The sequence below is a fragment of the Providencia sp. PROV255 genome, from assembly GCF_028478065.1.
In the GTDB taxonomy this organism is placed as follows: Bacteria; Pseudomonadota; Gammaproteobacteria; order Enterobacterales; family Enterobacteriaceae; genus Providencia; species Providencia rettgeri.
The window spans coordinates 181510-193395 of the sequence record NZ_JAMPMI010000019.1; the positions used below are offsets into that span (position 1 = coordinate 181510).

Here is an 11886-nt window from a genome sequence, read left to right on the forward strand (position 1 = left end):
TAACACAGCATAAGATTATTAAGATAAAGTTCTAATTAACGTCCGACTTTAAATTTAGGAATCGCCGTTTCTATTTTTTTAGTTTCTATCGTTTTATTTCCACGAAATATTAATAAAGAACCAACAGTGATAATTCCAGATCCTACAGCAACCGATAATATATATATCGGCCATTTATCTACGGCCAACCAGCCATAAAACCCTGAAATAGGCGCATGGTTTATCGCACCTAAACCAACTGCCATCGCCGCACCTGTTGCTGCACCAACTATATTAATAATAATAATTTTTGGATTTGCCAGCGCAAATGGAATTGCACCCTCTGAAACACCAATTAACCCCATTAATGTCGACGCTTTGCCAGCCTCTCGTAATGACTCAGGAAAACGTTTTGCCCAAATTAACGTTGCTAAGCCAATGCCAATTGGGGGAATAATAATAGCCACTTGAGCCGCAGTATTTGGCTCATAAATTTCCGATGCTAATAATGCCATTGCAGTAGTTACAGCCGCTTTATTAACTGGCCCCCCAAGGTCAAATCCAACCATGGCACCAATAACGGCAGCAAGAATAATTTTGTTAGATCCCGACATTGATAAAAGCCATTGTTCCATACCATGATTAAGTGCCGCTAAAGGTGCACCAATCACAAATGCCATAATAATACAGGTGAGTAATGTACCCCCGACTGGTAAAATAAAAATAGGTCCTGCTGATGCAAGTGATTTGGGTAATTTCGTATATTTCGCTAATAAACGAACAATGTAACCCGCAATAAGTCCTGCCGCTAATACACCTAAAAACCCCGTCCCTAAATTGCTAGCCAATAGGCCGCCAACCATGCCTGGCGCTAGTCCAGGTTTATTCGCAATCGCAAAACTGATATAACCCGCAACAATGGGTAACATGAGTGATAACGCTAACCCACCAAAACCATCAAATTTATGAAGCATTTGCACCACAAAATTTGTCGCATCCTGATGGCTTGCATCCCAAATATTATCAATGCCATATAAAGATGCACCAATACGCGCTATCCCCATAATTACCGCACCAGCAATAACAAATGGCAGCATCCATGACACACCAGTCATAATGGCATTTTTAATTTCCGTACCAATACCTAATTTAGACGCACCATTAAACTGCCCCATTCTTCATTTCCTCCTCGATGGCATCAATAATTGCATCGCCATACTTAATTGGATCAGCAACGCTACATTCAAGCTTAATCATTCCATCAAATCGTTCCTTATTAATAACAGCGACATCAGCAGCCAAAATGACCGCATCTGCTCTTGCTAAGTCGTCACTGGTAATTTCATTTTCAATTCCCATACTCCCTTGGGTCTCAACTTTGATTTCGTGACCACGTTTTTTCCCTACGATATCCAATGCTTCCGCTGCCATATAAGTATGAGCAACACCAGTAGGACAAGCAGCGACACAGATAATAAACATAACAACTCCTTAAAAATTTAATTCAGGTAATAAAAAAAGCACAATGGCGAAAACGCGCATTGTGCTTTTGAAAGACAATTAAAGTTAAATTAGCCAAATTTCCAGGCGCACCACTAGAATGACGGCAAGTCATCATGTGACGTAAACTAGAAACAAGGAACAAAAATAGCAATTCGTAACGCTTACGAATATTCAGTGATATTAATGGCTTTACGTAATACTTTCTTTCTACTTTAACCACACCGCTAGCAAATAATTCGGTATAAAGCGTCTGTACACTCAGCCATAATTGCGACCAATTAACTGAAAAATCATTTTCTAATTGGTTAGGGTATTCGGATTCGTCTTTTTCTAAAGAGGTAACGGGAACAAACCAGCAAATTTTGCTCAATAAAGCCTTCATTTTGCTATCAAGTGACAGCAAAAATAAAATGCAGGTCTTAAAAAATGAAGCAAAATGTAAAGACATCGTGTTTCCCCTTTAGAAATTGGCATCATTCTAAACGTATAAAATAGAAAATTACTGTGATTCCACACTCATTTATTAAAATAGATATAAATTAAAACCGTCAAAACCTTATTAACGACCTTCGTTAATTAATAATAAATTGATTATTAATGACTTAGATTAAATTATAAAAATATTTTTTATTTTAAAAATATATTTTAGTAAAAAAAAGCAAAAGAATAAAAAACTGGAAATTCCACAATAATATAAATTATTAATCTGGCTTCTTTATATTAATTCAAAAAAAGTATTTTTATGCATTTTTATATAGAATGCGATTCAACCCACAAGCTTAATTAAAAGGAATTTAATGAAATAAAAAATTTGAAAAATAACAAATTTAAGATAGGTCAGAATAATGAAGTATTGATTAATGCTTAACTCATTAAATTTATATTGCTCAATAAGTGAGACAATGTAATTCATCAAAAGCTGATAACATTTTCAATGTTATCAGTTCATTAGACCATTACAAACTCACGACTTCAAGCACAATGTTCAAACGAGTCAGTGTACCTCAATCACCGAACAAAAAACTTATGGTGAAAAAACAAACTTGGTTTAAACAGCAATCATCAGTAATTTGTAAAAAAACAACCAACTGCCAGTTCTTTGCCTTAAAGTTATTAGGCACTTTGCTTGATATCCATCATAAGAATGTACAAACCGTCATTTTATCGCTTGCTGTATCGATTCAATTCGAGTTAAATTTAGAGTATCCACAGGATCTACAAACTTAGAAAACAAGTCATTACCCTCATGTAAAATTTGTTTTTCACATAGATAGGGAGAAAACGCAAGTTGCTACTGGCGTTCGAGTTGACTATCCCTATAATGTAGGTCAGCAACAATTCATTTCTAATTAGAATGTACTGATAGGAGTTTTAGCTATGGCTGTAACTAAACTGGTTTTAGTAAGACACGGTGAAAGTGAGTGGAACAAAGAGAACCGCTTCACAGGTTGGACTGACGTAGAACTGTCTGATAAAGGCCGCGAAGAAGCAAAAATTGCAGGCCAACTGCTAAAAGACGAAGGTTTTGTTTTTGATTTTGCTTACACTTCCGTTCTGAAACGCGCTATCCATACTTTATGGAACATCCTTGATCAAGTTGAACAATCATGGTTACCAGTCGAAAAAAGCTGGAAATTAAATGAACGTCATTACGGTGCTCTGCAAGGTTTAGACAAATCAGAAACCGCAGCAAAATACGGTGACGAACAAGTTAAATTATGGCGTCGTGGCTTTGCCATCACACCACCTGACCTGACTAAAGATGATGAACGCTTCCCTGGCCACGACCCTCGCTATGCGAAACTGTCAGAAAACGAATTACCAGTCACTGAAAGCTTAGCAACAACAATTGAACGTGTTGTCCCTTATTGGGAAGAAGTGATCAAACCACGTGTCACCAGTGGTGAGAAAGTGATCATTGCCGCTCACGGTAACTCACTGCGTGCTTTAGTTAAACACTTAGACAACTTAAGTGAAGATGAAATTCTTGAATTAAATATCCCAACTGCGGTACCAATGGTTTATGAATTCGATGAAAACATGAAACCAATCAAACGTTACTACCTAGGTAACCAAGATGAAATCGCTGCTAAACAAGCTGCAGTTGCAAACCAAGGTAAAGCGAAGTAATTACTTACTTTATCTTTAATACAGAAGGGTTAAGCCATTTGCTTAGCCCTTTTTTATTATCTGAAATATGACCTTATTCCCTCTATAACAAAAAACACTAACTGTTAGTTTTAGAAAGAGGAATAAGCGGCTATCATAGGGAAAACACATTGAAAGGTTGATAAAACAACAAAATGAACAAATTTAATATGTATGTTTGGGTTGGTCTTGTATTGAGCGCCAGTATCTTAGGCTCTCTGCTGTATATGATCCAAGGTGGCGAATTAGTCGTTGATAGTTCAAATGGTGCAGCTAATGCTGAGCTGATGAAAACCTTAATGATCATTGCCTGTGTCAGCTTTCCAGTACAAATTATTAGTATGATGGTGATGGCTTATAAACCTCGGTTATCCATTGTTCTTACGATATTAAGTAGCCTAGCATTGATGCCAATCACCATTGTATTTACTATGGGAATGATTTTCTCTGCGATCCGCTGGCGCTATCATCAACTAAACCAATTTGATACATCTTTAAATGTTCAATTTGACCAACGTGTTGAGTTCAACAAACGTAATAACCGTATTTTAGTCGGCGCACTTGGTTTAATCAGTATCACTTTCATTATATTAAGCCAAAGTTTAGGGATGTTCCTGTTTGTTTTTACCATTTTTCTTGGTTACTTCGGCAAAAAAGCGGGAGATGGCGTTTATTTAGCCGTCAAAGATGCTCATTTATATATTCGCCCCAATATTTTTGCTCATTGTTACCGTATTCCCTTAAAAGATGTCACTTACGTGAAAGGTGAAAAAGGAAAAGTGCATTTCGATGTTCAGACCGACAATGAAGTATTGCAATTAACGGCAACGCCAGCTAATGCAACATCTGAAGAGAAAGCTAAGCTAATGGAGTTATTGAGTAAAATACAAAAATAGCTAGAGGATAATATTCTCTGCCAATAAATATATTGACAGAGAATTTTATTAATTAAATTTTACTATTAGTTGTATATAGCTGGGTGAATAATCTGTGTATGGCTGAGTGAATTAATTTGATGATCATTCCTCACCCCAAAACTCATATCTGCTGGAGCAAAACCTGCCATAACAGAAACAAAGTTTTGAGTTCCAGCTTCTTGTTTTCTAATCGCCTCTTTGTACGCTTTCATCGTTGATTTAGTATGAGTTATATGAGACTCGAAAATATCTCGGTTACTTATAGTATCGTTATATTTGGTTTCTATTTCTCTTGCTTCCGTTAGAGATCCCTGAAGACACTTATCAAATATTTGTTTCTGATAATTTTTTGCCATTGAATCATACAAATCAACCATTTTCTGATTACTGTTTAGTTCGCCAATATAATCCGAATAAAAAGCTTCTTTATCCGCAAGAAATTCCTTAACATTATTAACTAAAGAATGTACACTATTACTTCCATACCTAGAGTTTTTAGCTAGTTCTGAAAATTCATTGTCAATTGACTTCAATTCATGAAATAGTTTATCATTCATTCCATCAGTATCAATAACATCGAATACATACTTTAAATAAGGCTCTTCTTTAACTAATTTACTTCCATGTTCACTTAATTCTTTAAGTAATGACTCTCTTTCATCAAGGCTTTCAGAATTAAAATATTTGATAATCATTTCCTTGAAATCAATTATACTACTTATCTGCTTTAGTGTTCCAATAGCATAATTATTAACTTCTAGAATATAATCTTTAATCTGCTGTAATTTTTTTTCACTAATTTCCCCCATATCTTTCTTATCAGAAAAAATTTTAATGTATTTTTCTGTACTGTTACTCATTATATGATAAATTTTCTCTCCAGAATCAATATACACACCTAAATCATGTGAATTTATTCTCATATATATATTACGATTCAATTCAATTTTGATATTTTTTTCCATTTTATTTCCTTTACTTTCCATATTTATTTAATCATAACTAAATTTAACAAAATAACTTTCACTAAATTACACTTAATAAATTGATAAAATTAACCATAGATTCTAGAAAAGCATATTTGCTAGTAAAATTAAAAAATCATTCCATTAAATAAGCCTCTAAGAGCCAAATAAAATCTAACAACTAAGATAGTGAATAAAAAATATCACACTTCAATAATTAGGTTTAAAATCAATTTAACCCAACCTAATAAAATAAACAAATTTTTATTTAATATTTAATAACACACAAACATTAAAAATGAAAATAATATATTTCATATGGATTGAAACTAGAGAGCTTAATATTTATAATTATATAAATATTAAAAAAGCCAATTCAATTATAGAATTAGCTTTTTATTTTAAAAAGAAGATATTTATTTCGTACGACGTGTAATCACTGCATCAGATAATTGACGTAAAACTTTTTCAGTATCATCCCAACCAATACATGCATCAGTGACACTTTTACCATAAACTAATGGCTCGCCCGATTCTAAGTTTTGGTTACCTTCAACAAGATTACTTTCAATCATAATCCCTGTAATAGAACGGTCGCCATTACGGATTTGCTCGCTCACATCGGTCGCCACTTCCATTTGTTTCTCGAATTTTTTACAGCTATTCGCATGGCTAAAGTCAATCATAATACTCGGTACAAGCCCTGCTTTTTCTAGCCCTTCACGTACTTCTTGTACATGTTTAGCACTGTAATTTGGTTCTTTACCGCCGCGTAAAATAATATGACAATCAGGGTTTCCGCTAGTGTTCACAATGGCAGAATGCCCCCATTTAGTGACCGATAAGAAACAATGAGCTGAGCGCGCTGAATTAATTGCATCAATGGCAATTTTAATCGTGCCATCGGTACCATTTTTAAAACCGACAGGACAAGATAAACCTGACGCTAATTCACGGTGAATTTGTGATTCCGTCGTACGAGCACCGATTGCTCCCCAACTCATCAAATCTGCAACATATTGCGGGCTAATAACATCTAAGAATTCACCTGCAGTCGGTAAACCTTGGTTATTGATTGTTAACAGCAATTCACGTGCAATACGCAAACCTTCGTTAATATCAAAGCTACAATCCATTTTAGGGTCGTTGATCAACCCTTTCCAACCCACTGTGGTGCGCGGCTTTTCAAAATATACACGCATGACAATTTCTAAAGAACCTTTAAGTTCTTCACGCAATTTACCTAAACGCTCTGCGTACTCTAAAGCCGCTTTAGTATCATGGATTGAGCAAGGCCCGATGACGACAACCAAACGGTCGTCCTTGCCTGCTAAAATATTGTGGATAGCGAGGCGTGCTTCATGAACGGTAAACGCAGCTTTATCGGTTGCTGGAAATTTTTCAAGCAGAGCAATTGGTGGTAATAATTCTTTTATTTGTTTTATTCTGACGTCATCGTTCTGATAATTCATACCCGTATATCCAATGTTTATTATTTTTTACTGTAGTTGATTTGCATGCTAGGTTTCTCCCAAGTTACTGCGCTTGAGTAAAGCGTTGAGCGGAACGGTGAATGACTTCACTGGACTTAAAAAACTTACAAGATAATTAGCATCGAATTTTTAATCTAACCGTTCAACCGAAGTCTGTAAACAGGCAAACGCACGATAAAACCATGGTTTTATTAATCGCTAATTATAAAATGAGGTGAAAGGCTGATATTTAGCACAATAAACAAGCTAAAAACCCATTTAGCAGAGCAAAGAATAACTAAAACAGCTAAACAACGATGATGTCACTTTAGCCGTTTTATCGGATTTTTTCTGGCTAAATACGCGAAATTGGTGAGGAGCCATTCTCTTTAGCTGATTTTATCCAAAGTCTGGAGCCATTGACCGCGATACCTAACAAAATTAAGTATTCTAAAGACATCGCATAAACACCTTGAATAAAGAAAATAACAATACTAATCACATTAATAATGACCCACAGTAGCCAGTTTTCTACATACTTACGCGTCATCAAGATCATTGCGACGACAGAAAGTATGGTCATTGCAGAATCCCAGAATGGGAATGCATCCGGTTCTATCGTAGGCATCGCAAGGTTGGCACCAAACAGATTTAACAACTCGACTGCCCATCTTGCTAGTACGCCAAATACTGCATCAATATTAAATGTGAGATAAATAATAGCAACGACTGAAATAACCAGTGTTATAGCCGCTTTTGGTAAGCTCAACCAACGAATTTTTAACTCTGCTTGCTGCGAACTGGTGACCCTACTCCATGCATACCAGCCATAAATATTGGCGACAAAGAAAAATATCTGTAGCAATAAATTTGCATATAGCTGAATTTGAAAGAAAATAACTGCAAACAGAGAAACGTTAATTAGCCCAAACAGATAATTAATCGTTTTTTCTAAGCTGGCAAGCAAGATACAAAGTAAGCCGGCAATGGTCCCCACGGCTTCAATGTAAGATAAATCATAAACTGAACCCCATAGCGGGATCTGCACTAACGTATTGGCTGTACTAAAGAAATCCATCCCAAAATCCTTTATAAGTGATCGTTAATGTTGTATTGCTCAGTACTTCATTAAAATTGTATTTATTATTTTAGACTCTCTGCAAAATCTAGCATCTTATTTAATGGTCGTAATGCTTTTTCTCGTAATATCTCACTGACATGAATTTGATGATCTTGCGTATTCCCTTCTAAGGCGTCAGCAATCGCTTTTAAGCCATTCATTGCCATCCAAGGGCAATGTGCACAAGTACGGCATGTAGCGCCCTCACCCGCTGTTGGAGCGATGTAAAGCGTCTTCTCGGGGCAAGCTTGCTGCATTTTGTAAAAAATACCTTTATCCGTCGCCACTATCATCGATGGGTTAGGTAAATTTTGTGCTGCTTTAATTAATTGACTTGTAGAACCAACCGCATCCGCTAGGTCGACAATCGCTTGGGGTGATTCAGGGTGCACCAATACCGCTGCTTCAGGGTATAGTGCTTTCATTTTTTCTAATGATTGCGTTTTAAATTCATCATGAACAATACAAGCCCCCTGCCAACACAGAATATCTGCCCCAGTTTGCTGTTGAACATAACGTCCGAGATGGCGGTCAGGAGCCCAAATAATTTTTTCACCTAAGCTGTCTAAGTGTTCAATCAATTCCACTGCGATACTTGAGGTCACAACCCAATCAGCCCGAGCTTTAACTGCTGCAGAGGTATTGGCATACACCACTACGGTTCTATCTGGGTGCTCATCACAAAAACGGATAAACTCCGCTTCAGGACAACCAATATCAAGGGAACATTGGGCTTCTAATGTCGGCATTAAGACTTGCTTTTCTGGGCTGAGAATTTTTGCAGTTTCGCCCATAAATTTCACCCCAGCAACAACCAAAGTTGATGCCGAATGCTTTGCACCAAAACGCGCCATTTCAAGAGAGTCTGCGACACAACCCCCCGTTTCTTCAGCCAATGCTTGAATTTCAGGGTCAGTATAGTAATGTGCAACGATCACCGCATTTTTTTCGAACAAAAGCGATTTGATCCGCTGCCGATAAAATGATTTTTCATCCGAGCTTAATCGTGCGGGTTTTGCTGGGAATGGATAAACTGACTGGTCAAAATCGATAAACACGCTCATTGGTTGCCTCTGTTTAGCAAAAAGCGATTTTAATAGTTAAACCAAGCTAAAAACCGCCTAAATTCACAATTTTTGTTTTATATACTAAACACGATACGCTAATTTGCTCAATAAGTCTTCACTATTTTTACTTATCTAGCATCATTTCCTCCCCATTAGCGATTCTCCTCAAAGGATATACCCTGCATGAAAGCAAAAGTTGATTGCTCTTTGATTTATCAATAGATGGTGTTTAATTAAGAGGCTAACTTGTATATGTAATAGGGATCGTACACGTTAATTTTATATCCCCCAATAATTCGGGTTGCGGGCAGGCGACAAGGAAAATAGACGGAGTGCATAGATAAACTCTGTGGCTCGACGAGCGTAGTCACTTATACCTCAACGAAATGCCCTGCAACTTGAAGAGTCACGGGTATAAATGTCATGAAATAAAAAAGTTACAACCTGCCGACTTGTACTGTAGACAGGTATGATAAATCAAAGGAAGATATGCAACTAATATATTGGTATAGGTAGAAAAATGGATTCTATAATATTATTATGACTTACTATATTAGATAGAATTTTCTCTCTACTGTAAAACCCTGCAATATTCTCGGTCAAATTTCCACTCTCAATATGTAATTCAGATTTTATTTTGTTTTCGTAACTAATAGCATCACCCTCTTTAGTACTATCTTGTATTAATTTATCACTCGACATATCCATTTTTTGCCTATACTCAGTAATAATTTCAAGTTCATCATTCTCAGCATTATTAATCTCTAATTCCTCATCCGATTGTTTATATTGCTGTAAACTTCCTATCGAATAAGATATATCACTTGCAGTGTATCTTAAATTAGCCAAGGAAGAGTGAAAAGTTAAAGTATATTCTTTAGTATCAGTGATCAACTGGCTAACCTTCGAGTCAAACGTGGATAACAATCTGTGTAATCTAGAACTAATGTATGGATAATTACGAATGCTTTCTGTCACATTGTCATAACACTCAGCGATATTTGGTGTAATGTTTTTTATCTCTTTTGGGCTTTTAATATAAAAGCGCAATTCATCTTGCAGTTGCTGATATTTATCTAGAGCATTCTTAACGGTATGAATATAAACTTTAACTCTATCAATATATATTTTAGATTGAATATATTCAACATATGTTAGTTTACTTTCCAACTTATAACTTTCGGCAAGGAATATACTCTCGTGTTCAGCTTCTATTTTTAATATTTTTTCAGTTAATGTATCTATTTCTACATGAAGTTCTTTTAGATTTCCACTTATGGATTCATAATAATCCTTTAATTCTAAAAAATATTTATCTAGTTTTGATATACTTGTCTTCATTTTAATTTCCTTTAAAAAACAAATAATAATTTGATAAGAAATAAAATACAAATTTTATTTTAATATATAACAAAGGAAATAATTGTTTATAAATATAGCTACAGATAATAAAAAAGCAACGTAATTTCAGGGTACTTTCACAAAAAGTAAAGTTTAAATTAAGTTTACATTAGCGATATCACCACGGTACTTTTTTCCGTCCCCATGTTTAACACAATGTGCTTTTCGCAATTAAGGCAATTTTGGTACTAACACAGCTTAAATTCTGTCACATCACCTATAAACGCTAACAATTTTCCCTCACTTCGAAAAAAACTTGGGCATTTAAGTAGTTTTTTGCGTCTGAAGCTTCGCTTTTCTGCCTCTTTATCGGTATCTTAGCCATCCTTACTTAATTCATTAGGTCAGTTATGGAATCACCTGCATTATTAATAAATAAAATTATTTCAGTTTCATTGCTCGATCCAAGAATTGAAGCCGTGGTATTAACCGGCTCTCGAGGGCGAGATCAACATGTTGATAGTTATTCCGATATTGATATCGAGCTGATCGGCCACGGTACATCTGAAATATTCAATCAGAAGTCTTGGATAAATCAGTTTGGTGGACCTTTGGTTGCCCTTCATTTGCTAAATCTTGAAGAGGATTCCCCTGATTGGCCAACTTGCTTGGTGATCTTTGAAGAAGGCCGCAAAGTGGATTTCACTTTTGCTGAGCCTGAGCGATTATCTAAGATGAAGCTGCAAGGTTTAGATGCGACATTTTCCCGTGGTTTTACTGTATTACTCGATAAAACAGGGATCACCGAAGGCTTACCTGAAAGTGCTAACCAACAAGTATTTGCTCCTCCTCAATTAACAATATCGCAATTCGCTGACGTTGTATCTGATTTTTGGCATGAAGCACATCAAGTTACCATTGCTTTAACACGAGATGAGTTGTGGGTCGCATGGTCAAGAAGTGCGGATATGAAACAGTATTTTTTAACGCTGCTAGAACGCCTTGTTTCTTTACAAGGTGGACATGTTTGGTATAAAGGACGCAACTACCATGAGTGGATGCCTAAACCTTATATCGAGGCATTGGAGGTTATTTTTAATTGTGGAACGGCTCAAAGCGCCGCATTGTCTCTTCAGTGTTTAATGCGCTGCTTTAAAGATGTAACTATTGAGCTCGCTAGCCTTCAAGGATTTGATAATATGCAGATTATGGCTGAGAAAATGCAAGAACTACTTATTGGTATTTTACAGGATAACGCCTTACTTCCAGAAACTGGTGAAATAAGATAAATAAAGTACAGCAAAGGAATGCAGTGCTTTCATGTCGAGATATGGCTCGGCAGCTGAACATTTACTGGATTGGTATTGAAATGGT

At 35.9% G+C, this 11886-nt stretch carries 11 protein-coding genes; 3 read left to right on the forward strand and 8 right to left on the reverse strand.

Translation table 11 applies throughout. The annotated features are described in order from the left end of the window. Positions 1 to 35 precede the first annotated feature (35 nt). From PR725_RS17880 to PR725_RS17890, 3 genes are read right to left on the reverse strand one after another with little or no spacing between them, the layout of a single operon-like run. Positions 36 to 1154 (reverse strand): PTS fructose transporter subunit IIC, encoded by a 1119-nt coding sequence (locus tag PR725_RS17880; protein WP_272569923.1) that lies wholly within the window; start codon positions 1152 to 1154, stop codon positions 36 to 38. Beyond that, positions 1141 to 1461, reverse strand: coding sequence for a PTS fructose transporter subunit IIB (locus PR725_RS17885; protein WP_004909112.1), 321 nt, complete (start codon positions 1459 to 1461; stop codon positions 1141 to 1143). Before PR725_RS17885 ends, PR725_RS17880 begins: the two co-directional genes overlap by 14 nt. Positions 1462 to 1483: 22 nt before the next feature. Then, a complete protein-coding gene (locus tag PR725_RS17890) occupies positions 1484 to 1930 on the reverse strand; it encodes a hypothetical protein (protein WP_272569924.1) in 447 nt (148 codons plus the stop codon). A gap of 929 nt (positions 1931 to 2859) precedes the next feature. Between PR725_RS17890 and gpmA the strand changes: the two genes are divergently transcribed. Both gpmA and PR725_RS17900 read left to right on the forward strand, forming a co-directional pair. Next, on the forward strand, positions 2860 to 3612 hold the full coding sequence (gene gpmA / locus PR725_RS17895; RefSeq protein ID WP_004909107.1) for a 2,3-diphosphoglycerate-dependent phosphoglycerate mutase: 753 nt from the start codon (positions 2860 to 2862) through the stop codon (positions 3610 to 3612). 173 nt (positions 3613 to 3785) lie between these two features. Further along, the gene (locus tag PR725_RS17900) at positions 3786 to 4526 is read left to right on the forward strand and encodes a hypothetical protein (protein WP_272569925.1); all 741 of its coding nucleotides are present in this window, start codon (positions 3786 to 3788) and stop codon (positions 4524 to 4526) included. A 65-nt stretch (positions 4527 to 4591) separates the two neighbouring features. Here the strand turns inward: PR725_RS17900 and PR725_RS17905 are convergent, their stop codons facing one another. The 5 genes from PR725_RS17905 to PR725_RS17925 form a co-directional block, all read right to left on the reverse strand. Next, positions 4592 to 5512, reverse strand: a complete 921-nt coding sequence (locus PR725_RS17905; protein ID WP_117162190.1) for a hypothetical protein — start codon at positions 5510 to 5512, stop codon at positions 4592 to 4594. Between the two features lie 416 nt (positions 5513 to 5928). Then, positions 5929 to 6984 (reverse strand): 3-deoxy-7-phosphoheptulonate synthase AroG, encoded by a 1056-nt coding sequence (gene aroG / locus PR725_RS17910; RefSeq protein ID WP_109912822.1) that lies wholly within the window; start codon positions 6982 to 6984, stop codon positions 5929 to 5931. Positions 6985 to 7339: 355 nt separating this feature from the next. Then, positions 7340 to 8062, reverse strand: coding sequence for a nicotinamide riboside transporter PnuC (gene pnuC / locus PR725_RS17915; RefSeq protein ID WP_109912823.1), 723 nt, complete (start codon positions 8060 to 8062; stop codon positions 7340 to 7342). 65 nt (positions 8063 to 8127) lie between these two features. Beyond that, entirely contained in the window at positions 8128 to 9168 is a 1041-nt protein-coding gene (nadA, locus tag PR725_RS17920) for a quinolinate synthase NadA (protein ID WP_004909097.1), read from the reverse strand. A gap of 498 nt (positions 9169 to 9666) precedes the next feature. After that, positions 9667 to 10512 carry a hypothetical protein gene (locus PR725_RS17925; RefSeq protein WP_109912824.1) on the reverse strand — a complete coding sequence of 282 codons (846 nt, stop codon included), beginning with the start codon at positions 10510 to 10512 and terminating at the stop codon, positions 9667 to 9669. A 410-nt stretch (positions 10513 to 10922) separates the two neighbouring features. On the opposite strand from PR725_RS17925, the gene PR725_RS17930 reads away from it, so the two are divergent. Continuing rightward, positions 10923 to 11801, forward strand: coding sequence for an aminoglycoside 6-adenylyltransferase (locus tag PR725_RS17930; protein WP_117162192.1), 879 nt, complete (start codon positions 10923 to 10925; stop codon positions 11799 to 11801). Positions 11802 to 11886: the final 85 nt, after the last annotated feature.

Excerpts from the sequence above, each read along its gene's own strand:
- PR725_RS17880 (WP_272569923.1), bottom strand. The coding sequence starts at position 1,154 with ATGGGGCAGTTTAATGGTGCGTCTAAATTAGGTATTGGTACGGAAATT.
- PR725_RS17885 (WP_004909112.1), bottom strand. The coding sequence starts at position 1,461 with ATGTTTATTATCTGTGTCGCTGCTTGTCCTACTGGTGTTGCTCATACT.
- PR725_RS17890 (WP_272569924.1), bottom strand. The coding sequence starts at position 1,930 with ATGTCTTTACATTTTGCTTCATTTTTTAAGACCTGCATTTTATTTTTG.
- gpmA (WP_004909107.1), top strand. The coding sequence starts at position 2,860 with ATGGCTGTAACTAAACTGGTTTTAGTAAGACACGGTGAAAGTGAGTGG.
- PR725_RS17900 (WP_272569925.1), top strand. The coding sequence starts at position 3,786 with ATGAACAAATTTAATATGTATGTTTGGGTTGGTCTTGTATTGAGCGCC.
- PR725_RS17905 (WP_117162190.1), bottom strand. The coding sequence starts at position 5,512 with ATGGAAAAAAATATCAAAATTGAATTGAATCGTAATATATATATGAGA.
- aroG (WP_109912822.1), bottom strand. The coding sequence starts at position 6,984 with ATGAATTATCAGAACGATGACGTCAGAATAAAACAAATAAAAGAATTA.
- pnuC (WP_109912823.1), bottom strand. The coding sequence starts at position 8,062 with ATGGATTTCTTTAGTACAGCCAATACGTTAGTGCAGATCCCGCTATGG.
- nadA (WP_004909097.1), bottom strand. The coding sequence starts at position 9,168 with ATGAGCGTGTTTATCGATTTTGACCAGTCAGTTTATCCATTCCCAGCA.
- PR725_RS17925 (WP_109912824.1), bottom strand. The coding sequence starts at position 10,512 with ATGAAGACAAGTATATCAAAACTAGATAAATATTTTTTAGAATTAAAG.
- PR725_RS17930 (WP_117162192.1), top strand. The coding sequence starts at position 10,923 with ATGGAATCACCTGCATTATTAATAAATAAAATTATTTCAGTTTCATTG.